We start from the raw sequence: 22,452 nt of genomic DNA, 5'->3' as shown, positions 1-22,452 counted from the left end.
AAGAGGTTAATATCATGTCAACAGCATCGACACCACTTACCCAGGAAGAATTGATCCAAATCGCTCTGGCAGCAGTTCCCGAGGTGTTTGTGTCATCTATGCGTAGCTATCTTGTTGAACGGCTGGATGGCGGCAACGCTTACTACTTGGTCAAACTGAGTGATAACCAGACTCTAATGGCTATGGTAAGAATTGAGGAAGGCACGGGGCGTGTACTTGGACACCTTAGATTGGCTGGAAGTCATACTGTATTTTCAGTAAATGAGCTGGCTGCAATTAAACTGGCAGGTATAGGTACAAATGCTAAAGCGGATTTAGTCTGGTTCCCCAGCAAGGTCTCAATGTCACCTTTTTTGCCCATTTGGCGAGTGAGGAATGCAGAGCAAACTGTCTATGTCGATCAGGCTGGAACAAGATGGTCAACGTTGCCTGCCATCAACACAAACAACCTAGTCTAGTTGCAAAACACTTTTAGTTCTTCGGGTAGTATTGTGATAGGCCTGCACATGACGACCATGGCTTTGTCTTGCTAACCATAACAAGTATTAAAACTAACCTGACCCCTATATATGTTAGATTGGCTGGAAGTCATACTGTATTTTCAGTAAATGAGCTGGCTGCAATTAAACTAGCAGGTATAGGTACAAATGCTAAAGCGGATTTAGTCTGGTTCCCCAGCAAGGTCTCAATGTCACCTTTTTTGCCCATTTGGCGAGTGAGGAATGCAGAGCAAACTGTCTATGTCGATCAGGCTGGAACAAGATGGTCAACGTTGCCTGCCATCAACACAAACAACCTAGTCTAGTTGCAAAACACTTTTAGTTCTTCGGGTAGTATTGTGATAGGCCTGCACATGACGACCATGGCTTTGTCTTGCTAACCATAACAAGTATTAAAACTAACCTGACCCCTATATATGTTAGACCCCTATATATGTTAGATTGGCTGGAAGTCATACTGTATTTTCAGTAAATGAGCTGGCTGCAATTAAACTAGCAGGTATAGGTACAAATGCTAAAGCGGATTTAGTCTGGTTCCCCAGCAAGGTCTCAATGTCACCTTTTTTGCCCATTTGGCGAGTGAGGAATGCAGAGCAAACTGTCTATGTCGATCAGGCTGGAACAAGATGGTCAACGTTGCCTGCCATCAACACAAACAACCTAGTCTAGTTGCAAAACACTTTTAGTTCTTCGGGTAGTATTGTGATAGGCCTGCACATGACGACCATGGCTTTGTCTTGCTAACCATAACAAGTATTAAAACTAACCTGACCCCTATATATGTTAGATTGGCTGGAAGTCATACTGTATTTTCAGTAAATGAGCTGGCTGCAATTAAACTAGCAGGTATAGGTACAAATGCTAAAGCGGATTTAGTCTGGTTCCCCAGCAAGGTCTCAATGTCACCTTTTTTGCCCATTTGGCGAGTGAGGAATGCAGAGCAAACTGTCTATGTCGATCAGGCTGGAACAAGATGGTCAACGTTGCCTGCCATCAACACAAACAACCTAGTCTAGTTGCAAAACACTTTTAGTTCTTCGGGTAGTATTGTGATAGGCCTGCACATGACAACCATGGCTTTATCTTGCTAACCATAACAAGTATTAAAACTAACCTGACCCCTATATATTTTTTGTTGAACGGCTGGATGGCGGCAACGCTTACTACTTGGTCAAACTGAGTGATAACCAGACTCTAATGGCTATGGTAAGAATTGAGGAAGGCACGGGGCGTGTACTTGGACACCTTAGATTGGCTGGAAGTCATACTGTATTTTCAGTAAATGAGCTGGCTGCAATTAAACTGGCAGGTATAGGTACAAATGCTAAAGCGGATTTAGTCTGGTTCCCCAGCAAGGTATCAATGTCACCCTTTTTGCCCATTTGGCGAGTGAGGAATGCAGAGCAAACTGTCTATGTCGATCAGGCTGGAACAAGATGGTCAACGTTGCCTGCCATCAACACAAACAACCTAGTCTAGTTGCAAAACACTTTTAGTTCTTCGGGTAGTATTGTAATAGGCCTGCACATGACGACCATAGCTTTGTCTTGCTAACCATAACAAGTATTAAAACTAACCTGACCCCTATATACAGTAATTTTATTCATGATATATCCACATCACAATTTTAATAATCTACCGGCAACCCAGTCCCGGTTGTTTTGGAATTCGACATACATAGGAAAAGAATCAGCTAACTCGACCAGATGTCGCTCTGCTGTTTGGTAAAAGCTTTTGGCTAGCTGATTATCACCTGCTATTTCATAAAAGCTACCCAATTTTATGTAGGAAATCGCCAACCCGTTTTTAAAGGACACGTTGTTGGGGTAGGCCTCATACAGCTCTTTTGTTAATTGAAGATCATTTTCAAAAAAGCCCAAGGCCCGCTCCAAATTGCCCAGCGCGGTGTGCGTCTCACCCAGTTTTTCGTAGGAAATCGCCAACCCGTTTTTAAAGGACACGTTGTTGGGGTAGGCCTCATACAGCTCCTTGAATAAGTCAGTTTCCTCTTCAAAAAAGCCCAAGGCCCGCTCCAAATTGCCCAGCGCGGTGTGCGTCTCACCCAGTTTTTCGTAGGAAATCGCCAACCCGTTTTTAAAGGACACGTTGTTGGGGTAGGCCTCATACAGCTCCTTGAATAAGTCAGTTTCCTCTTCAAAAAAGCCCAAGGCCCGCTCCAAATTGCCCAGCGCGGTGTGCGTCTCACCCAGTTTTTCGTAGGAAATCGCCAACCCGTTTTTAAAGGACACGTTGTTGGGGTAGGCCTCATACAGCTCCTTGAATAAGTCAGTTTCCTCTTCAAAAAAGCCCAAGGCCCGCTCCAAATTGCCCAGCGCGGTGTGCGTCTCACCCAGTTTTTCGTAGGAAATCGCCAACCCGTTTTTAAAGGACACGTTGTTGGGGTAGGCCTCATACAGCTCCTTGAATAAGTCAGTTTCCTCTTCAAAAAAGCCCAAGGCCCGCTCCAAATTGCCCAGCGCGGTGTGCGTCTCACCCAGTTTTTCGTAGGAAATCGCCAACCCGTTTTTAAAGGACACGTTGTTGGGGTAGGCCTCATACAGCTCCTTGAATAAGTCAGTTTCCTCTTCAAAAAAGCCCAAGGCCCGCTCCAAATTGCCCAGCGCGGTGTGCGTCTCACCCAGTTTTTCGTAGGAAATCGCCAACCCGTTTTTAAAGGACACGTTGTTGGGGTAGGCCTCATACAGCTCCTTGAATAAGTCAGTTTCCTCTTCAAAAAAGCCCAAGGCCCGCTCCAAATTGCCCAGCGCGGTGTGCGTCTCACCCAGTTTTTCGTAGGAAATCGCCAACCCGTTTTTAAAGGACACGTTGTTGGGGTAGGCCTCATACAGCTCCTTGAATAAGTCAGTTTCCTCTTCAAAAAAGCCCAAGGCCCGCTCCAAATTGCCCAGCGCGGTGTGCGTCTCACCCAGTTTTTCGTAGGAAATCGCCAACCCGTTTTTAAAGGACACGTTGTTGGGGTAGGCCTCATACAGCTCTTTGATTATGCTGAAATAGCTTTCAAAAAAGCCCAAGGCCCGCTCCAAATTGCCCAGCGCGGTGTGCGTCTCACCCAGTTTTTCGTAGGAAATCGCCAACCCGTTTTTAAAGGACACGTTGTTGGGGTAGGCCTCATACAGCTCTTTGCTTATGCTGAAATAGCTTTCAAAAAAGTCCAGCGCCCGTCCTAAATTACCTGTAGTCTTATGAAAATTTCCGAGTCTTTCGCAAAGTAAGGCTAGGTTCTCGTCTTTATCCGCTAAACGTTGCAGTATATTTTCTCCATAATGGGCAAGTACAGCTGCCTCGGCATAACTGGCCTGTATGAAGTGTCCGGTACCGGATTCATAGTCGAGTTGTGCTATCAGCGCGGCCATCAATTCCAGACAATCCGTCAACAGTCGCAGGCGGTTTTTTTCCAGGGTAATTTCCTGCACCACCGGGCTGACTTTAAAACTGCTGTTGGCGTGGTTAGCCAGCCAGCCCTTTTGCGCTAAGGTCAGTAGCGCGGCATCCAAATTCTCCATGCCAACCAATAAAGTCTCCAGCACGGCGTAGGGGATATTTTCCGCTGGTAGCACGGCAAATACAGAAAGCAACACAGTTTCTTGCTCATCTAGCTCGCTTAAATCATACATGGCGGCGATGATAGATTCCGGGCTTTCCTCGCGCAAGGCAGGCCCTTGGGCATGGTAAGCGGTATTGACTACTTGATTCTGTATCGCCAGCAGGCCTTTTTTTTGCAGGTCAGCGAGTAGATCAGCCAAGCGATAACGGGTTTTAAGCCGATTGCTGATAGCTAGCGTTTTCGCCAGCAGCTCAATAACCAGCGTGTTGTAGCCGACAGCTACCAGAATGCTATGCAATACAGTGTTTTCTTCAGGTTGGTGTTGTGGATAGTGTCTTATAAACAGCTCGATAGCTAGCTCAACGGGCAAGTTGGTAATGGGATGATAGGCCGCCTGCTCGAATTCGGAGATGCGTGTGGTGAGCAGAATATGAAAATTCGGGCAGGCGGAAAGCGCCAAATAGTAACGTTTAAGCTCGGTTAAATTATTGGCGTTATCGATGACTAGCAAACAGGGTTGTTGCAAATCAGCCATTTCAGCCAATAAAGCATTTAACTTTTGTTGGGCTTGCCATTCCGGCGGAAATTCAAGCCGTAAGGATATCGCCAAGCTTAACAATGCATTCAGCAGACTACTTTCGGCAAAAACCCAGGCCAGATGTTGATAAGTTTGAGCATACTGCCGGTAATAATGCGCCGCCAGCGTGGTTTTGCCGATGCCGCCTTCTCCATTCACCAGCAACAGCAAATGACCGTCTCGAAATTTTTGATGAACCGCCTGAATATCCGCATCCCGGCCGATAAACACATCAGAAATAAACGGCGGCGCGGTTAGATTTTTTGGTATCCGCTTGTCACCGTAAGTTACAGAGACGTTGCCTTCGGCATAAATACTTTTGTTTCCTTGATCAATTTGACGGTGCTGATCATTCATGAAATTATGCTTAAAAAGTTAAATCGTCTGATTAATATATCTGTTAGTCTGGCATACTTCAAGCAGAAACTAAGAGTATTATAGGGGTCAGGTTAGTTTTAATACTTAAACTCAACCACTGCCTAGTTAAGACAATACAGAGTTAAGACATCAATGAATGTTTTTCCGAAATAGAGGGGTGTGACGCAACGCTAATTTATCAAGTCAGTATTTGGTCAAATATGTGGTGCGCTGGTTGGCGTTTTTAGAAATAGGTTGCTTTAGCTAAAGGCAATAAAAAAGGCCTTAGATTCACACCTAAGGCCTTCTTTTATATGGAGCTAGTGAGGGGATTCGAACTCCTGACCGGCTGATTACAAATCAGTTGCAAATGAAAAACCATAAAACGTCATAACAAACTATAACAATAAATTCAATGTGTTAACGTATTTTCTTTGTTGCTGGTTGTTGTGGTTTTTTACTGTATTTTATCTACAATTGTCCCGCCAGTGTCCCTTGGGACATTGATATTTTGCTGCCCAGTGGTTGTCGATCACGTCCAGCATCGCCGGTGTTGCCCGTGGCCGCCAATCTCGGTGGTGTCGAACCAAGTTGACATTCTAAGCTTTGCGCTCAATGTCGGCAGGCATCCAATGAGCTGTCATTCAACTTACGCAAATAACTGGCGCTGAGTGACTGCGAAGCATCTATGTTAATTTCCCTTATTAAATGCTTTACAACCATATAGCTCATGCTCTGAAATACCATTATTGATACCATATGATAGAAATATCTCCTTCGTTTCTTCAACAAATCCCAAACATCTCTTTACCATTAAAAATGATTCACGACAATAAATTCGTGAAATGAAGGGATTTTCCCATCAGGGCCATAGGTGCTGAACAGCGTGAAGATCATCGATCACGATTGGTGCAGTTCGTAAACTCCCACGTCCTACGCCTCCTTTTGATCGACAGGAGTCGATCACATCCAGACATAATGTGTAACCTGATAGATGTCAGCTTGGAATAGTGACCAGTTGGGTCCACCCAGAGGAATTGGGAAAATAACCAGTCTATTTCGGCGTTTAAAATCGATTGCTTTAGACACAAACTTCCAATGAAAAATAATTTTTATATTAGGGGGATTTGTTAAATTGCAAATTCGAATTTATTACTGTTTGCTATATTGATCTATGGTTTTTCGTTTTAAACTGATTTGTAATCATCCTGTCAGTATTCGAACAATTGATTTACTCAATAAATAACTGATGATATGGTTTAGAAAAAATATAGGTGCAAATTTTACCCCTATATTACACTTATAGGTTTGTAAGCAAATGTTTTAATTATAAATTGTAGTTAATGATTAATTAAGTCTTATCAATTTGGATTAACACAATGCTTTAAGAAAAAAAGCCGATAATCAATTAAGACTATCGGCTTTTTTCTTGTGCGTATGCAAGGCGTTTTATTCAACTGTGACGTGAGTGTGACGCAATAAATAATCAGGACATCAATAAAAACATAAGCTATTGTTTTACAATCAGTCTCCGCCCCCGCCCTTCCTGACCATCATCCCTTTAGACGGGTTATACCCTAAAATGGCCGCACCCATAAATAGGATAAAAGCACTTGCGGTAAAGATGAGTGCTGACTGATTAAATTGTTCGTATAAGGCAAAGCGGATTAATTCTACGGCTTGCGAGAATGGGTTGTATTGGGCTATGTAGTAGAGCCATTCGCTGGATTCTTTGATTTTCCATAACGGGTACAAGGCTGTTGACATAAAAAACAGCGGGAAAATAACGAAATTCATTACCCCGGCAAAGTTTTCCAGTTGTTTGATGAACGAGGATAACAGTAAACCCAACGCGCCCAACATCATGCCGGATAAAACCAGAGCAGGCAATATCCATACAAATCCCATTAAGGGTGGTTGAATATCGTATAACCAGGCAATACCCAGAAAGGCGTAAGCTTGTAATACCGAAACCGCAGTGCCGGCTATCAATTTACTGCTTAACAGGAACCAGCGTGGTAATGGGCAGACCATTAACATGCGCATGCTGCCCATTTCCCGGTCATACACCATAGACAAAGAACTTTGCATACCGTTGAACAACTGAATCATACCTATTAAACCAGGTGTGATATACACTTCGTAAAGGATATAGGTTTCGTAAGGTGGGCTGATGGCAATACCTAATGCGGCGCGAAAACCCGCTGCAAATACAAACAACCACACCAACGGCCTAACCAGCGCGGATACAAAACGCTCGCGCTGATGTAAAAAACGCAGTAACTCGCGGCCAACGATACCAGACAGGGCGCGCCAATAATGTATGAGTTTCATGCGTTCTGCCCCTGGGTTAGTTGCGAAAACACCTCGGCGGCGCTGGCGGCTCCTGTGGTTTGCAACACCGTACTCAGCTTGCCTTGCGCTCGAATAATACCTTTATGCAAAACGATCAAACTATCATCCTCGTTAATTTCATCAATTAAATGTGTGGCCCATAAGACTGCCAATTGCTGTTCTTTAACCAAGGCGTGTACGTGTTCTACTATGGCTTGCCGACTGGGCATATCCAGCCCCACGGTGGGTTCGTCCAGTAATAATAAGCGCGGTTGATGCAGTAAGGCGCGGGCAATTTCGACACGGCGTTTGTGGCCGCCATTCAGTTGCCGGACTTTTTCGAAGCGGCGTTCAAACATGGCAAGCCGTTCCAGTTCGTTTTGAATACGCAAGTCTGCCTGTTTACGGCTTATGCCGTGTAATGCGGCGTGATAACGTAAATTTTGCATAACCGACAAGTCTGGATCGAGCGTGGTTTGCTGAAAGACGACCCCTAAATGCGCTAAAGCCTGACAGCTATGGGTTTTAAGATCGTAACCACATAAGGCTATACGGCCTTCATGACTGTCATACAGGCGGGTAATCAGGGAAAACAGGGTACTTTTACCGGCACCATTGGGGCCGAGCAACAGCGTACATTCACCGGCTTGCACATTAAAACTCAGTTTATCCAATGCTTTTTTTTGCCCATAGGCAAAATTGAGATTATCAACAGTTAAAGCGCTGGCTGTCATGGCTTTACCGTTAAGCCCCAAGGCTCACGACCCACAGCTATGGATTTAGTGACTTTCTGCTCCTGCAAATCGATGATGGATACATCGTTACTTAGGCCGTTGGCGCTATACAGATGTTTTTGATCGGGCGAAAACACGATATTCCAAACCCGCTGCCCTACCAGAAAATATTTTTCCACCTTATAGGTCTGAGCATTAATCACCGCAATGCGGTTGGAGGGACCCAAAGCCACATAAGCAAAGCGTCGTTCTGTGTCGATAACTACGCCCACGGGTTGTATTTGTTCCGGCGTAACACCCGGTATTTCGAATTTAATGTTGTGGATAATTTGTTTAGTGTTGGTATCCAGTACTTGCAGGGTACCGGCCATTTCGGATGTTGCCCACAATTGCTGACTGTCTGCGGTAAAACTGGCAGCGCGTGGCCGGGTATCGACCAAGGTGTTCTCGACAATTTGCCGGGTTTTGGTATCTATCCAGTGCAGCATATTGGTGGTTTCGGAGGTTACTATCACCCAGCGATTATCTGGACTGACCGCCACCCCTTCCGGCTCGACTCCGACTTTAATTTTTTGTACGGCCTTACGGGCGTTAATATCAATAACCGTCACTTCGCTATCATCTTCGTTGGAAACATATAAAAACTTGCCATCCGGGCTGATGGCAAAGGTTTCTGGATCTTCGCCAGAAGGCAGGCGGCCTATTTCTTTTAGGCTATCGCTATCAAACATTTTAATGGTATTTTCATCGCTGGTCGCAACGTATAAAACTTTGCCATCCTGACTAGCCACAATACCGCGTGGCTGTTGGCCTATAGTGATGGTTTGTAATAATTTGCCTGCTACAGGATCCACTACAGCCAGAGCATTGTCTTTTTCCAGAGTAATGAAAACGGTTTCGGCTTGCAGGCTTTGGCTGGCTAGAGGACCCAGCAGGCTGGCGATTAATAAAAAATGCGTGGTTTTTTTCATGATTAGCAGTTAAATAAGGGACTGATTATTTGATTGAGTGCTTTAAACACATGGTTTTACGGTTCATAAGTTCTGGCGTAAAAAAGTCTATCCATGCTGTGACAAGTTCAAAACAAACAAGTTTTGTAACTATTCAGCGTAGTTTTTTTTCAATTAAAATCAATGGGCTATAGGATTTACTGAACAACGTGAAGCGCATCGGACGCGATTGATGCGCCTCCTGACGTCGGCACATCCTATCCAGGCTTACTTTTACGGTGAATAGTTACCAAGTTTTTAATCCAAGCACAACGCCATTACTTTGGTTTCTTTAATGTTATTGTTTATCCGCTGCATAGACATTTTTTTTCGGATTGCCACTCTAAAAAACCTTAAAGTATCTAGGTCTGTCAATTACTTTAAAACGGGCTAAACTACAATAGGCAGTTTACATGATCACGGACGCTTTTCGTACTATGGTATCGCAAATAGGGCGTAAAATCTGCCCTCCCCACGGCTACTTAACTCTATTTATACAGGCATCGGTATGCTAAAAATCCTGCAAATCTCGGACTTGCATATACTTCCTGATGCGGCTGACACGCTGCTGGGGGTGAATACCGAGTTTTATTTTCAGCAAGTTATACAACAAGCACACGCGACACATGTGAAGTTTGATTTGATACTAGTAACAGGCGATTTGGCTCAACACCCTTGCTCTGAAAGTTATATGCGAATTTTGCATATTCTAAACAGTTACCACACCCCAACCCTGTGCTTGCCTGGTAATCATGATGACTTTGCCTTGATGGAATCGCTGTTAAACACAGAATGGGTTAGTTGCCATCCACATTTTATCTTGGAAAACTGGCAAATTATTAGCTTACAGTCCCAAAAACCGGGCAGTGCTGTCGGTGAAATCAGCCCAACGCAATTACAATTTTTAAGCGACTGTCTGCTAGACTACCCCGATACGCCGACATTACTGACCATGCATCATCATTGCATTAGCAGTGAGAGTAGCTGGATGGATACCATGCAGATTGTAAACAGTGATACCCTGCTGGATTGTATCAGCGCATCTGCGCAAGTTAAAATAGTGACTTATGGACACATACATCAAGAGACAAACCGCTATCAGCACGGTATAGGATTTTTTTCTGCACCTGCCAGCTGTTTTCAGTTTACGCCACGAAGTACCTGTTTTGGCGTTACACAACAGCCTCCTGGCTACCGGGTGTTTGAACTTAAAGACGATGGCAGCTATCAGACGCAATGCTACTGGTTAGCCGCAGCGCCAGCAGGTTTAAATCCCGACTTAAAAAGCTATTAAGTCTGCCATCTTATTTTGAGCATGATCATAATGATGACACAATCAAGATATTCGATGTTTATTCACTTGATCTTGGATATCTTGACATTTGTCAATAACCTCGGCAAAGCTAGGTTGATTAATACTCAGCAAACCGTCCTTCAGCATGTTTTCATAATCACGCTCTAATGCAGTTAGTGATTCACCCTGAGGGATAAGCAAAAGCTGCCCTCTTGTAGCAGCGTAATAATCGATTTTTGAGCCGTGCTTATCCTTTTCCACAAAAAACATTGTCTTATGCTCCGCCACCATATTGGCCAGTTCGGCATCGTTGCAAGCAGTAAAAAAGTAAGCTGATTTTGCTAAAGCGGTTAAGTCATACCAGTGACGTGAGTATCGTTCGCCACGCAAACGTCCTTGCAAGCAATACACATGAGCTGCTGTGGCTTTTTCCCAGAATGTCCGCTCAGCAGTCATAACCAGCGGCTTAGCCTTTGGAAAAATCACATTTTCAATTGTCTGTGAAATATCACAAATCACTGAGCGAACATGGTGAGGTTCGCCTGTTGCTCGACCACCAAATTCTAACTGGATTGTGGGTGCTGAATAACCATTGCCGGATTTTACGGCTTGATAACCTAAAACCAGCTTTTCGCTTTCATTCCCCGTTTGCGTTATTTCAGCTTCAATGCCCTCTCGCTGCAAAGCCTTTTCTATAATTGGTTTTACTTTTGTTTCAATCCAGATGGGCAAATTATCACGCACCAGCTTGCTTATCTTTTGTTGCTGACTAGTATTTTTGGGAATAGGGTTTCCATTTGTTAAAAAATTACCCAGCAATTCTCGAATGTCATAAGTTAGATCGACATCTTCCGAGAATCGATCAATGATGCCATATGCCTTAGATAAGGAAGTCCCGCCTTTGAAAGTAAGTTTTTGGGCTAACTCTGATTCATAAATAACTGATATTATCCAAACCACCCAAATATCTTTCTCAAGCAAATGTGCTGGTCGCCCAGTTTTTGTAGCTGCATATTCAAGCGCTTCAGATTTAACGTCTGCACTAAGTTCGAACCATGTCTCAGCCATGCGCTAACTCTTCGCTTACAGCTTTCGCCATCCAACTGGGCAAAAGTGAAAGCACGTTATGCATTGCATCCCACTCTGATTTAGATAGCTTTTCTCGAAGTGTCTTTAATGCTGTAGGTGCTTGTTCAGGTCCTAACCAGGAAAGCGCGCGAACCACCCTACCTGCCTGGCGTTTCCCTAGAACTAATTCCCAGCGCTTTCCGTGTTTGAGTTCCACGCAACGATTACCTAATTGCAATAGGCGAGATGGGCCAGAGGTAAAAAATACCTCGCGTGTCGGTACTTGTGTAGTCAATCCTAATGCATTAGCTTCTGTTGCGCCATTGGATACCACCGTTTCACCGTAACTGGTTTCAATTGCATGCACCACTGACTCGGTTGATGGTGCACGCACCCCGAACCGACCTTCATATGGGGCAACATAAATACCGCGACTTACACGCATCAATTTGCCTTCCTGAACCAGTCGCGATAGGGTCTTGTCCACAGCCGCACGCGACCCCAGATGTAAAAACTCCTTTGGTGACAGTAAGCCACCCTCAGGCTTGCCTTTGGCTGCATACAAAATTTTCTCAACAAGATGACTCATAATTAATTCCTCGCTTTGTCAGAAGTATAATAATAAATCTGACAAAGTGTAAATAACAATCTTGATCACATCTTAGTGAGAACCGGAAAATGCGGTGAACAGGAATGTACCCTATTAAAGCGTTCTGTTGACATTCTTGGCTCCAGCAAGAGCCATTAATTCGGTCTGTATCTATTTGTGTATGCTAAGTATTGTTCAACACATTTATTTTTTGTTGCTCGACTTGATTAAGTTAACTTTAATCTGTAACTACTCACTCAGTTGCTCAGCTACCCGGTTTTGATGCCGTTTATGAAACTACTCGCCCAATTTTTCTAAGCCACTAAATTGCTGACAATGTTGGCTTTTGTTGCTGGGATTGTTGGCAGAGGTGTTCGTTTGTACCAAGCCATGAACGTATTTACAGCGTCTGCTGTCAGCAATCCCAGTAGCAAAAGCGGGGAAGCTGCTAAACTGACATACTGGGTTACTGCTTATTGCTAACCCGAAGTCATTTTATTAAATACTTAAAGATCAACCATTCTTGTGCCAACTAAACAACATATAGCCTATTTGGATTCCATACGTGGTCTTGCTGCGCTAACCGTACTCAGTGAACATTTTATAATTGCTTATGGCTTACCTTGTCAGGAGACCGTTTGTCAATATGTTCTGGATTATTCGCCTTTGCATTTTTGGTGGGATGGCGGTGCGGCGGTATCCATGTTCTTTGTACTCAGCGGTTTGGTGTTATCGTTGAAATATTTTCGTAACAGGCCAACAGCCGATTTAAACCAGTTTAGTTTAATGGCTTATACCATTGCGCGACTGTGTCGAATTTGGCTACCGTATTGTGCTGTATTAGCAATTAGCGCCCTACTTTATAACCAATTTACACTTAACCCACCAAGTCAGACGCCCTTGCCTGCTTCTGACTGGATTACCGATTTATGGCAGCGACACCCGCTGAAAGTTCTGGACATGCTGCGCGAAGCATTTTTGTTAAAACTTCCTGAGGTGGATGTGCTGCTACCGCAAGCCTGGACCTTGAGTATAGAATTGTGTTTATCGCTGTTATTACCCTTGGCATTATTAATAACAACGCGTGGCACAAGCTGGCTGGTGTTCTTTACCTTGCTGGCGGTTTGTTTTTTAAAGTTGCCGGTATTTGCCATACATTTTGTACTGGGCTTACTGCTTGCACAACAGCATGCTTTAATTGCCGACTTTTTAGGAGCAAAACCGTGGCTAAGACGCTTGATAGCGGTGCTTGGATTTATGTTCTATACATTGGGTGATGCCGTTCAGTTACAGATTCCAGAGCCTTTGCTGTGGACCAGCTCTGGCTTGGGTGCAAGTTTGTTATTAATGTATGCCTTAAGTTCGGAACGTTGTCAAAAGGTGCTGTGTTGGTGGCTGTTTCGACTGCTGGGCAAAGTATCTTACAGTAGTTATTTAGTGCATATTGCGGTTTTGCTTTGTGTTACCCCCTATCTCTTAAAAGGTTTGGCGACTATCAGCGCTGAACATACCCTGCTTTGGTTTGGCGGCTGGCTATTAACTGTTGTTGTGGTACAACTGCTATCCTTATTTTCTTATTATTATCTGGAAATACCGTGTGTTTCACTAGGTAAACGACTCGTTCAGCATTGGTATTCAATCAAAACCAAATGAACGGATAATAGGTTCTGCTCTACTACTGCTGTATACAACATAACAGCAAACATAAAGTTATCAGGTCTTGCATAAACACATTTTCGAATACGCGTCCATGAGTTCAACTTTGCACGGAATCGATAGAGTTAATATTAATGTAACTATTCAGCGTGGTTTTTTTTCAATTAAAATCAATGAACTATAAGATGTACTTAACAACGTAAAGCGCATTTGTCGCGATTGATGCGCCTCCTGGCGTCGGCACATTCTATCTAGACTTACTTTTACGGTGAATAGTTACATATTAATAAACACCTTTTTTAGGCAATGAAGATTTATTACAAAATGCTATAATTTAGGCATGTATAAAATCACTTACTTAAAATCCGCTGTAAAAGCCCTTACGAAACTACCGCAACCATTTGGACAACGCATCATTGCTAGCATGAAGCGCATTGCTGAATGCCGGGAAGAAGGCTTGGATATTAAGAAGCTGGAGGGTAGATCAGGTTACCGATTAAGAATGGGGTCTTATCGGGTGATCTATGAAAAGTTTGAAAATGAGTTATTAATTGAGGTTATCAAGATTGGTAGCCGTGGAGATATTTACAAATGAGTGTGCAATATATCGAAAATAACGGGAAGCGCGAATTTGCTATATTGCCGATTGATGAGTATGAAAAGCTGATCGATCTGGCTGAAATGGCCGAAGATGTGTTGGCTTATGATAAAGCAAAGGCTGGCAATGATGAACGCATACCCAGCGAAATTGTAGAACGTATTTTAAGCGGCGAAAATAAGTTGAAAGTTTGGCGTGAGTTCCGGCTATTGACCCAAGCAGATCTGGCTGAAAGATGTGAAATTGCGCAATCCACTATTGCGCAAATGGAAGGTGGCAAGCGTGGTGGCACGATTAGTGTCTATAAAAAACTTGCTGAGACGCTTGGTCTTGATGTGGACGATCTGATTTAGTTTTGCTATTAAAAGAGTCTTACAGAAGACGTAACCACGATTTTCGAAGTGTAATCGTGGGAATTTAGCTAGCTACATAATTGACTTGCTACCGATTTCCACGATTACGCTTCACTAATCGTGGCTACGCATTGAACATACCCTGCTTTGGTTTGGCGGCTGGCTATTAACTGTTGTTGTGGTACAACTGCTATCCTTATTTTCTTATTATCTGGAAATACCGTGTATTTCACTAGGTAAACGCTGCGTTGCCTATTGGCACGCAAAAAAAACTATTTAACACACAATAGCGCTTGGCTTTGCCAGAGCAATAATTCGCATATGCGAATAGTGCTTAGCATTTCAATATTTACAGCGCTGTCACAAAATCTTCAACAAATCTTCATCTATCTGTCATATAGCTCATTTAAGCTGGCTAAGTAACTTAAGGAATCGACACTAAACGGAAAATCAATGATTTCCACCGCTGTTACCAGGTCGCGGTCGACCGATACAGCACCTAAGAGGATATAGCCATGAAGCTGATTAACTCCATCCATCAATTTGATGTTTTCATGTTTACCTGGTTAAACAATGTCAGCATCCACACGACTCTGGTACGTATTTGTCGTTATCTTTCCAAAACTGGCGATGGCCTGCTGTATATTTTATTGGCTGGCTGGTTGTTTTGGTTTCAAGGTGGCAACGATCCGTTACTGCAAAACATGCTACTGGCATTTGCGATTGAAAGACCAGTTTATTTTATTTTAAAAAATGGTTTTAAACGGCATCGTCCACAGCAAGCATTACCAGATTTCCGTAGTGTCATTACACCTTCCGATCAATTTAGTTTTCCATCTGGACACACTTCTGCAGCGTGTTTGATGGCTACACTGCTGAGCTTTTATTTTCCGTACTTATTGATAGCGTTATTTATCTGGGCGGCACTTATTGGTTTTTCGCGGGTGATTTTGGGTGTACATTTTCCTACCGATACATTGATGGGGGCTGCTTTAGGGGTGTGTTCAGCTATTTACAGTCTTAATATTAATTTACTATGAAAATTTTTTACGGTGTACAAGGTACGGGGAATGGTCACATTACCCGCGCCAGAGTAATGGCCAGAGAATTATTGGCAGCAGGTATTGATGTAAAGTTTCAGTTCACAGGACGTCCAGCTGATAAGTTTTTTGATATGGAAATCTTTAACGGCTATCAAATCAGAGAAGGTTTGACGTTTAACACCTCTAAAGGCCAAGTGTCTTACTTAAAAACGGCTTTGGAAGCCAGCCCGATACAATTTATTAAAGATATTTCCAGCCTGGATTTAAGCGGTTATGACCTAGTCATTTCTGATTTTGAACCCGTTACCGCCTGGGCCGCCAGAAAACAAAATATAAAAGTGCTGGGCATTGGTCATCAATATGCATTTTCTCACAATATACCCCGTAAAGGTTCCGATCCTATTGCTAATAAAGTGATGCAATACTTTGCCCCTGCTGATCGGGGCGTGGGTTTGCATTGGCATCATTTTGGGCAACCGATTTTGCCACCGATTATTGAAACCCCTGATTTTCCGACGCAAATACAAGCCAGAAAAATTGTCGTGTATTTACCCTTTGAAGAACCGCAACAGGTGATTGACCTGTTATGCCCGTTTGAGAGTTTTGAGTTTCACATTTACTCGCCGGAAGTGGTTTCTTCAAAGTATGCGCATATACACTGCAAGCCGCTATCCAGATTGGGTTTTCAGAAAGATTTGTATGACTGTACAGGCATTATCAGTAATGCCGGCTTCGAATTGGCCAGTGAGTCTTTACAATTAGGCAAAAAAATTCTGGTAAAACCTTTGCATTCGCAAATGGAACAAATTTCCAATGCGGCTGCTCTGGAACAACTGGGCTACGGTCAAACCATGTTTGATTTAAATGCTAAAGTCATTGAAGATTGGCTACATAATCCGCATGCCATTCATATCACTTACCCCAATATTGCTAAAATTCTGGTGCAGTGGCTGCAAGACGGCATGCCTGAAATGGACAGTGAGTTTATCGAAAAAGTTTGGGATAGTGTGCAGGTTTTGAAAATTAAACATGAGTAACGGTAAAAATACCGCTACTGCGTGGTTAGCTAAAACCCGGCGCTACTATTGATGTAATTTTATTAATAGCACCGGGTTTATCTATAGCGTGCCACTTACGCTTAAGTGTTTAGCCTGCGAGTGGAATCAATCATCATCTTCGTCAGGTATCTGTGCTTTCAATTGTTGGGACAGTAAAGTTTGTGCGCCGGTAGTAACAATTTCTTCGCCAGCAGCAAGCGTTCCGGTCACAAAATAATCATTTTCCCCGGCTGTGTAACTGACTAAAGCTCTGCGACTGAATTGTTGATCGCCGATTTTAATATACACATAGGCTTGCCCCATATTCCACACCAGCGCTGTTTTTGGAACACTGACACCGCTGAGTTGCTGTGCGTCGCTGGCTATCCAGGCGGTAATATGGGCGCCGACAGGCATTTGCCGACCGGTGGCTTTAAAAAAATAATTTTGTCCCTGCGTCAGTGCATCGATGCGTGGCGAAGCGGAAATAAGAGTGGCTTTAATGGCGGATGCACGCTGACCGTGTGTATCAACGGCAATTGTCTGTACAGACGCGGGCAACTGCTGATTAGCTGGCAGGGTAATCTGGATTAAATGTGCGGTATGATTTAAAAACGAGCTAGCGGTTTTATCCGCTGTTCTGACAAACCAGTCGGTTAAAATATCGCCCCATTCCAGGCGACTTGTGTCGAGTATGCTGTTTTGTTGGGCAATACTTGCATCCAGATTGGCTTTGTCAGTTTGCCATTGTGCTTGCTGTTCTTGTAATCGCCGGGTGGAAACGATGTCTTGCTGATGCAGATTTTCGGTACGATTAAGATTGAGATGGGCTTCGTTATAGCGGGCTTTGGCGCTATTTTGATGTGCCAATGCGGCCAGATATTGCTGACGTAACTGTACTAAGGGTTCTGGACTCAGCACGCGGCCATAGGTAGTCAATTCAGCTTGTTGCTGTACCGAGATCAATGGCTGAGTTTTGATACCCGCCAGCTGTTGGGATTTTAAATCTAATCGAAGCATGTCTGGCGCTTCGGTGTTTGCAGGGGCATCCGGCTGTGAATCTGCTGCCCATGTAGAGACTGCAAAACTATTTTGCAAAGCAATGCTGAACACAGCGATAATTATATATTTGCGCATTTAAACTGACGAGTAAATAAGATTTAACTGCGGATTATAAAGAACGAAACCGCTCACGGTTTTTTTTTGTTATGTCCACCAGTGAGCAGGGCAAAAGCAGTTGATCTCGAACTGTCATCTCCTTATGCTAAGTTTGGTAGACTACTGGCATAAAACGGTACGTAGCAACAGGCGTAAAACCTGAACGAGTAACAGGTAGCGATTCAATGCAACAAACACACTATTGAAATCAAGAGGAGTTAAGGATGGTTGATATGTTGGAGAATTTAAAATTTGCACAAACGCACGAATGGGCAAAATTGGAAGATGAGCAGATAGTGAGAGTTGGCATTACCGATTTTGCACAGTCTGAGCTGGGTGACATTATGTTTATTGATCTACCTGAGATTGGTCGTAAGGTGGCCTATCAGGAGCATATAGCTGTGGTAGAATCTGTAAAAACCGCCTCTGATTTATTCAGCCCGGTCAGCGGAACTGTCATCGCCATCAATAGTGCCGTACAAGACGAACCTGAACTGGTGAACGAAAATGCGTTTGCAAACTGGTTGTTTTGTATTAAAGCGGATAATCCCGACGAACTTGCACAACTGATGAATGTTGACGCTTACCAGCAGATGATTGGACAATAGAGGATATATAATGGCAAACCAAAATGCAAAAGGCTTTAAACGCTTAGTTAATGCGTGTTTTTTTTCTATCGCTGGCTTCAAAGCCACTTGGCAACACGAGGAAGCTTTCCGTCAGGAAGTCATGTTATTTGTAGTAACCACGCCACTGGCCTTATGGCTGGGAGCCGACAATATTGAAAAAGTATTGTTAATTGGTAGTGTGGTTCTGGTGCTACTGGTCGAACTATTAAACTCCGCAGTGGAAGCTGTTGTCGACCGCGTTGGGTTTGAACATCATGAGTTGTCTGGGCGGGCCAAAGACATCGGTTCAGCGGCTGTCATGCTATCGTTATTTTGGGCTGGCATTACCTGGGCTTTAATTTTATTGTAAGAAGGAAAAGTATGAATGCATTAATTTGCGGCTCTATGGCCTATGACACCATCATGGTGTTTCATGACAAATTCAAAAACCACATATTGCCTGACAAGCTGCATATTCTTAATGTTTCATTTCTGGTACCTGCCATCCGCAGAGAATATGGTGGCTGTGCCGGTAATATTGCCTATAATTTAAAACTGTTGAAAGAAGAACCGTTCATTATGGCGACTGTGGGCCATGATTTTGAACCTTATGCGCATTGGCTTAGCCAGCACCGCATAGCCAGCCGCTATATCAAAGTCCTGGACGATCACTACACCGGACAAGCCTATATCACCACCGATGTGGACGATAATCAAATTAACGCTTTCCATCCGGGAGCCATGAACTTCTCTCATCTGAATTCTGTACCTGTCGATTCGGAAATTGGTATCGGCATTGTTTCGCCAGATGGAAAACAAGGTATGCAAGAACATGCGGAGCAATTTGCCGAACTGGGTATTCCGTTTATTTTTGATCCCGGCCAGGGTATGCCGATGTTTAACGGCGAGGAATTGTTACATTTTCTGGATTTGGCTAATTACGCCACGTTTAATGATTACGAATCCGAATTGTTACAAGACCGTACCGGATTGACGCTGGAACAAATTGCTGAAAAAGTGGATGCCTTGATTATTACCTTGGGTAGTCATGGTTCGCAAATTTATACTCAGGGTGGGTGTATTGATATACCGGCTGTGGCACCTGCGCAAATTGTTGATCCTACCGGCTGTGGCGATGCTTATCGGGCTGGCTTGCTGTATGGATTAATGAATGATTATGACTGGGAAATTACCGGACGTATCGCTTCTTTATTGGGTTCGATTAAAATCGAGCATGCTGGCACCCAGAATCACACGTTCACCATGACGGAATTTAAACAGCGTTATCAACAAAGTTTTGGTTCTACATTTTGAGTTTAAGCAACACCCAGACTTTATTGGCTTTAATGGCCCGTTTGCGGGATCCGCAAACGGGTTGTGCGTGGGATATCAAGCAGGATTTTCATAGCCTGATACCGTATACCATTGAAGAAGCCTATGAAGTTGCTGATGCCATAGAACGTAATGATTTTGCAGACTTACGCTTCGAATTAGGCGATTTATTATTGCAAGTGGTGTTTCACTCTCAGATTGCCCAGGAACGTGGCTTGTTTGATTTTGAACAGGTAGCGGCGGCCATCTCCGAAAAATTGATCAGTCGCCATCCGCATGTGTTTGCTGACGTGCAGTACGACAACGATACCCAGCGCCAGCAGGCTTGGGAAGCGGCCAAAGCGCAGGAACGGCAGTTAAAAAATCCACAAGCAGAAGCTGAAAGCGTACTTGCTGGCGTAGCTAACAATTTGCCAGCCTTGGTACAGTGCGAAAAAATCCAAAACCGTGCCGCCAGCCATGGCTTTGACTGGCCAGTAATTGAACCGGTTTTTGATAAGGTTAAAGAAGAATTACAAGAAGTACACGAAGCCTGGCAATCTGGCGATCAGGCCCATATACATGAAGAGGTTGGCGACTTATTACTGGTGGCTGTTAATCTAGCCAGACATCTGCATGTCAATCCAGAACTGGCTCTGAAAGCGGCTACCAAAAAATTTACCCGCCGCTTTAATTATATAGAGCAGCAGATTGCCGCTTCTGGACGCACCTTGCGCGATTGTGAATTGCATGAATTGGATGGTTTATGGAATCAGGCCAAACAAACCGAGAAATCTGTCTGATGTACCCACTGTTTAATTTTGCGTTAAGTGCGAAAAATAAACTCGCCAAAAAACAAACTTTAGTTGTTAAGCAACTATTGTTTGGACTATGGCTTGCCTGCCTTACACTGCCAGTGAAAGCGGAATTATTGGGCAAAATTTCTGATGAGACGGAACAACCGACTGCCGATAAAATAGCCCCTGCCCCCAACAATCAGCATAGAATTACTTATCGGGTTATTTGTAGCCCTGAGGGCGAAGTCCTGCCTGATTGTGAGAAACCCCCGCTTGAGGACAGCGCGGACTCTCACACCAGCACGGCTTTGGCAGAAGACAATGCGGCTACAACGGAGCAGAAAACCGAGCAAACACAGGCTAGCGACTCTGTAGTTGAACCCGGCAATTTACCTAAAAAATCGTCCGCTCCGCATAAGCGACATCATAAAGCTCAGCCACATAGCGGCAAAACGTCTGGCAAACAGACGCATCAGCACAGAAAAAACAAGCATTAAGGTGACTGGACAATGACTGGTAAAGTTCGTCCTGAATAGCATTTAATTAATTTTAATTCAATTACGTGGATGTGGTGCAGTACGAGACGCATTGTGTAAAAGTCAGAATTAAATATGACAATGTAGAAAACCAGTTGCAATCTAATCGTACAATGAAAGACAAGGTTCGACCCATTGCTGTCTAATGCCTAATCTGATTCAATGACAGCAACTGCATCATTACCAGACATAATCAACGGACAGCGATGATTTACAGAACAGAAGGCAAAGTTCTCAGCTAATCAATAAATTAGCATGTCAAAGAACATTTTTAGGTAGATATACTGTTAACAGTTAAATAAATTGTTAATGTTCTTGTTGGAGATATTAGTATTGTTTGAAGATAGCGACATAGATAAATACCCTTTTGAAGAAATTCCTCTTGATAGAGATTGCTTTCTAATGAGCGAAATCTACATGAATGAGTTTGATGTGGCGCTTAGAAAGATGCTTCGGAGAGAAGAATGCAACCCTTATGAGGTCGGCTATGTAAGCCCAGTTGCCGTCAGAAAAATAAACAGCAACTCTCTTGATCTGTCTTGGTATCCCAATACATTCACACGGTTTCATGAGGTTTCAATAACCCTCCCCAAAGACAAAATCAAAGTTTGTGTGGGCTGCTGGCAGTACGATATTAAGCCTTATATATTTGTTGAACATAAATGGTTGGAGCAGCTTCATCTGCGGGAGTATTCTGTATTTGCGCTGGTTGACGCTATCGGTGTAAAAAATGCGATAAGAGATAATACCCTTAATAAAGATAAGCTAATAGAGCTAAGAACCAGAATAGATGAGCTTGCAGACAATGAAAGCGAAATAGCTTTCATTTCGTTTGCTGACAGTTTGATACTGAAAACCAATTGGGATGTTGGATATTTTCACAAGGGCATTAAATGCTCATACAGACCTGAAAAAATACTCTATGTAATAAAAGAGCTTGATCGTATTTACCAAGAAGTACTTGGTCTGCCGATTTATGCAGTACTTACGCAGGGTGGTAATGAGTACTATGGCGAACCCTTGTTACACATATCAAAAAGTAAAAATCATATTTGTTTAAATAGTTTGGGTGTGCCATTCGCTGAGCTTCTTGCTATCGAAAGTTCTGCGAAAGCGGCAATTAAATCAAGAATACATCCGCCCATGCAACTGTATTTGGATGAACAGCTGTATCATTCGTTGCAATTCAAATTCGAGTTCGCGAAAAACGAAAAACCTAAGAATGCCTACTCGGCCATTATGAAATCCAGCCAATCTAGCTACTTTTATTCATCATGCGATGTGCTGATAGAGAACTTAGATGATCGAGAAAGCAAACATTAACAAAGCGCTCCAGCCGACGCCAAAA

General features: G+C 43.5%; 21 protein-coding genes. 14 read left to right on the top strand and 7 right to left on the bottom strand.

Annotated elements, in window-relative coordinates; translation table 11 throughout:
* The first annotated feature begins 14 nt into the window (after positions 1-14).
* On the top strand, positions 15-458 hold the full coding sequence (locus ABH008_RS09240; protein WP_347989565.1) for a hypothetical protein: 444 nt from the start codon (positions 15-17) through the stop codon (positions 456-458).
* A 1,239-nt stretch (positions 459-1,697) separates the two neighbouring features.
* A complete protein-coding gene (locus ABH008_RS09235) occupies positions 1,698-1,979 on the top strand; it encodes a hypothetical protein (RefSeq protein ID WP_347989564.1) in 282 nt (93 codons plus the stop codon).
* A 140-nt stretch (positions 1,980-2,119) separates the two neighbouring features.
* Here ABH008_RS09235 and ABH008_RS09230 read toward each other — a convergent pair whose 3' ends face one another.
* From ABH008_RS09230 to ABH008_RS09215, 4 genes are all read right to left on the bottom strand, one after another.
* On the bottom strand, positions 2,120-4,999 hold the full coding sequence (locus ABH008_RS09230; RefSeq protein ID WP_347989563.1) for a tetratricopeptide repeat protein: 2,880 nt from the start codon (positions 4,997-4,999) through the stop codon (positions 2,120-2,122).
* Between the two features lie 1,524 nt (positions 5,000-6,523).
* Positions 6,524-7,333 carry an ABC transporter permease gene (locus ABH008_RS09225; protein ID WP_347989562.1) on the bottom strand — a complete coding sequence of 270 codons (810 nt, stop codon included), beginning with the start codon at positions 7,331-7,333 and terminating at the stop codon, positions 6,524-6,526.
* On the bottom strand, positions 7,330-8,067 hold the full coding sequence (locus tag ABH008_RS09220; protein ID WP_347989561.1) for an ABC transporter ATP-binding protein: 738 nt from the start codon (positions 8,065-8,067) through the stop codon (positions 7,330-7,332). Before ABH008_RS09220 ends, ABH008_RS09225 begins: the two co-directional genes overlap by 4 nt.
* On the bottom strand, positions 8,064-9,038 hold the full coding sequence (locus ABH008_RS09215) for a PQQ-dependent catabolism-associated beta-propeller protein (RefSeq protein ID WP_347989560.1): 975 nt from the start codon (positions 9,036-9,038) through the stop codon (positions 8,064-8,066). The genes ABH008_RS09220 and ABH008_RS09215 overlap by 4 nt, the downstream gene beginning before the upstream one ends.
* A gap of 526 nt (positions 9,039-9,564) precedes the next feature.
* On the opposite strand from ABH008_RS09215, the gene ABH008_RS09210 reads away from it, so the two are divergent.
* Positions 9,565-10,350, top strand: coding sequence for a metallophosphoesterase (locus tag ABH008_RS09210; protein ID WP_347989559.1), 786 nt, complete (start codon positions 9,565-9,567; stop codon positions 10,348-10,350).
* A 42-nt stretch (positions 10,351-10,392) separates the two neighbouring features.
* Here ABH008_RS09210 and ABH008_RS09205 read toward each other — a convergent pair whose 3' ends face one another.
* Both ABH008_RS09205 and ABH008_RS09200 read right to left on the bottom strand, forming a co-directional pair.
* A complete protein-coding gene (locus tag ABH008_RS09205; protein WP_347989558.1) occupies positions 10,393-11,418 on the bottom strand; it encodes a nucleotidyl transferase AbiEii/AbiGii toxin family protein in 1,026 nt (341 codons plus the stop codon).
* Positions 11,411-12,007: a DUF6088 family protein gene (locus ABH008_RS09200; protein ID WP_347989557.1), complete on the bottom strand. Its 597-nt coding sequence runs from the start codon at positions 12,005-12,007 to the stop codon at positions 11,411-11,413. The genes ABH008_RS09205 and ABH008_RS09200 overlap by 8 nt, the downstream gene beginning before the upstream one ends.
* Positions 12,008-12,532: 525 nt before the next feature.
* Between ABH008_RS09200 and ABH008_RS09195 the strand changes: the two genes are divergently transcribed.
* The 5 genes from ABH008_RS09195 (at position 12,533) to ABH008_RS09175 (ending at position 16,694) form a co-directional block, all read left to right on the top strand.
* On the top strand, positions 12,533-13,660 hold the full coding sequence (locus ABH008_RS09195) for an acyltransferase (protein WP_347989556.1): 1,128 nt from the start codon (positions 12,533-12,535) through the stop codon (positions 13,658-13,660).
* A gap of 343 nt (positions 13,661-14,003) precedes the next feature.
* On the top strand, positions 14,004-14,258 hold the full coding sequence (locus tag ABH008_RS09190) for a type II toxin-antitoxin system RelE/ParE family toxin (RefSeq protein WP_347989555.1): 255 nt from the start codon (positions 14,004-14,006) through the stop codon (positions 14,256-14,258).
* Positions 14,255-14,614 carry a helix-turn-helix transcriptional regulator gene (locus ABH008_RS09185; RefSeq protein ID WP_347989554.1) on the top strand — a complete coding sequence of 120 codons (360 nt, stop codon included), beginning with the start codon at positions 14,255-14,257 and terminating at the stop codon, positions 14,612-14,614. The genes ABH008_RS09190 and ABH008_RS09185 overlap by 4 nt, the downstream gene beginning before the upstream one ends.
* Positions 14,615-15,129: 515 nt before the next feature.
* Complete coding sequence (locus ABH008_RS09180) at positions 15,130-15,654, top strand: phosphatase PAP2 family protein (RefSeq protein ID WP_347989553.1); 525 nt, start codon at positions 15,130-15,132, stop codon at positions 15,652-15,654.
* Complete coding sequence (locus ABH008_RS09175) at positions 15,651-16,694, top strand: MJ1255/VC2487 family glycosyltransferase (protein WP_347989552.1); 1,044 nt, start codon at positions 15,651-15,653, stop codon at positions 16,692-16,694. Before ABH008_RS09180 ends, ABH008_RS09175 begins: the two co-directional genes overlap by 4 nt.
* A 126-nt stretch (positions 16,695-16,820) precedes the next feature.
* Here ABH008_RS09175 and ABH008_RS09170 read toward each other — a convergent pair whose 3' ends face one another.
* Complete coding sequence (locus ABH008_RS09170; protein ID WP_347989551.1) at positions 16,821-17,831, bottom strand: hypothetical protein; 1,011 nt, start codon at positions 17,829-17,831, stop codon at positions 16,821-16,823.
* Positions 17,832-18,085: 254 nt separating this feature from the next.
* Between ABH008_RS09170 and gcvH the strand changes: the two genes are divergently transcribed.
* The 6 genes from gcvH to ABH008_RS09140 all read left to right on the top strand — a co-directional run bounded on the left by gcvH (position 18,086) and on the right by ABH008_RS09140 (position 22,427).
* Positions 18,086-18,460: a glycine cleavage system protein GcvH gene (gcvH, locus tag ABH008_RS09165; protein WP_347989550.1), complete on the top strand. Its 375-nt coding sequence runs from the start codon at positions 18,086-18,088 to the stop codon at positions 18,458-18,460.
* Between the two features lie 10 nt (positions 18,461-18,470).
* Positions 18,471-18,830 (top strand): diacylglycerol kinase, encoded by a 360-nt coding sequence (locus ABH008_RS09160; RefSeq protein ID WP_347989549.1) that lies wholly within the window; start codon positions 18,471-18,473, stop codon positions 18,828-18,830.
* A gap of 11 nt (positions 18,831-18,841) precedes the next feature.
* The gene (locus ABH008_RS09155; RefSeq protein WP_347989548.1) at positions 18,842-19,774 is read left to right on the top strand and encodes a carbohydrate kinase family protein; all 933 of its coding nucleotides are present in this window, start codon (positions 18,842-18,844) and stop codon (positions 19,772-19,774) included.
* On the top strand, positions 19,771-20,574 hold the full coding sequence (mazG, locus tag ABH008_RS09150; protein ID WP_347989547.1) for a nucleoside triphosphate pyrophosphohydrolase: 804 nt from the start codon (positions 19,771-19,773) through the stop codon (positions 20,572-20,574). Before ABH008_RS09155 ends, mazG begins: the two co-directional genes overlap by 4 nt.
* A complete protein-coding gene (locus ABH008_RS09145; RefSeq protein ID WP_347989546.1) occupies positions 20,574-21,065 on the top strand; it encodes a hypothetical protein in 492 nt (163 codons plus the stop codon). Before mazG ends, ABH008_RS09145 begins: the two co-directional genes overlap by 1 nt.
* Before the next feature lie 372 nt (positions 21,066-21,437).
* Entirely contained in the window at positions 21,438-22,427 is a 990-nt protein-coding gene (locus ABH008_RS09140; protein ID WP_347989545.1) for a hypothetical protein, read from the top strand.
* Positions 22,428-22,452: the final 25 nt, after the last annotated feature.

Origin of the sequence: Methylomonas sp. AM2-LC, assembly GCF_039904985.1 — a bacterium.
Classification (GTDB): domain Bacteria; phylum Pseudomonadota; class Gammaproteobacteria; order Methylococcales; family Methylomonadaceae; genus Methylomonas.
The sequence above is the reverse complement of the archived record's forward strand: the minus strand, read 5'-3'. Positions and strand labels throughout refer to the sequence as shown.

Excerpts from the sequence above, each read along its gene's own strand:
- ABH008_RS09240 (WP_347989565.1), top strand. The coding sequence starts at position 15 with ATGTCAACAGCATCGACACCACTTACCCAGGAAGAATTGATCCAAATC.
- ABH008_RS09235 (WP_347989564.1), top strand. The coding sequence starts at position 1,698 with ATGGCTATGGTAAGAATTGAGGAAGGCACGGGGCGTGTACTTGGACAC.
- ABH008_RS09230 (WP_347989563.1), bottom strand. The coding sequence starts at position 4,999 with ATGAATGATCAGCACCGTCAAATTGATCAAGGAAACAAAAGTATTTAT.
- ABH008_RS09225 (WP_347989562.1), bottom strand. The coding sequence starts at position 7,333 with ATGAAACTCATACATTATTGGCGCGCCCTGTCTGGTATCGTTGGCCGC.
- ABH008_RS09220 (WP_347989561.1), bottom strand. The coding sequence starts at position 8,067 with ATGACAGCCAGCGCTTTAACTGTTGATAATCTCAATTTTGCCTATGGG.
- ABH008_RS09215 (WP_347989560.1), bottom strand. The coding sequence starts at position 9,038 with ATGAAAAAAACCACGCATTTTTTATTAATCGCCAGCCTGCTGGGTCCT.
- ABH008_RS09210 (WP_347989559.1), top strand. The coding sequence starts at position 9,565 with ATGCTAAAAATCCTGCAAATCTCGGACTTGCATATACTTCCTGATGCG.
- ABH008_RS09205 (WP_347989558.1), bottom strand. The coding sequence starts at position 11,418 with ATGGCTGAGACATGGTTCGAACTTAGTGCAGACGTTAAATCTGAAGCG.
- ABH008_RS09200 (WP_347989557.1), bottom strand. The coding sequence starts at position 12,007 with ATGAGTCATCTTGTTGAGAAAATTTTGTATGCAGCCAAAGGCAAGCCT.
- ABH008_RS09190 (WP_347989555.1), top strand. The coding sequence starts at position 14,004 with ATGTATAAAATCACTTACTTAAAATCCGCTGTAAAAGCCCTTACGAAA.
- ABH008_RS09185 (WP_347989554.1), top strand. The coding sequence starts at position 14,255 with ATGAGTGTGCAATATATCGAAAATAACGGGAAGCGCGAATTTGCTATA.
- ABH008_RS09180 (WP_347989553.1), top strand. The coding sequence starts at position 15,130 with ATGAAGCTGATTAACTCCATCCATCAATTTGATGTTTTCATGTTTACC.
- ABH008_RS09175 (WP_347989552.1), top strand. The coding sequence starts at position 15,651 with ATGAAAATTTTTTACGGTGTACAAGGTACGGGGAATGGTCACATTACC.
- ABH008_RS09170 (WP_347989551.1), bottom strand. The coding sequence starts at position 17,831 with ATGCGCAAATATATAATTATCGCTGTGTTCAGCATTGCTTTGCAAAAT.
- gcvH (WP_347989550.1), top strand. The coding sequence starts at position 18,086 with ATGTTGGAGAATTTAAAATTTGCACAAACGCACGAATGGGCAAAATTG.
- ABH008_RS09160 (WP_347989549.1), top strand. The coding sequence starts at position 18,471 with ATGGCAAACCAAAATGCAAAAGGCTTTAAACGCTTAGTTAATGCGTGT.
- ABH008_RS09155 (WP_347989548.1), top strand. The coding sequence starts at position 18,842 with ATGAATGCATTAATTTGCGGCTCTATGGCCTATGACACCATCATGGTG.
- ABH008_RS09145 (WP_347989546.1), top strand. The coding sequence starts at position 20,574 with ATGTACCCACTGTTTAATTTTGCGTTAAGTGCGAAAAATAAACTCGCC.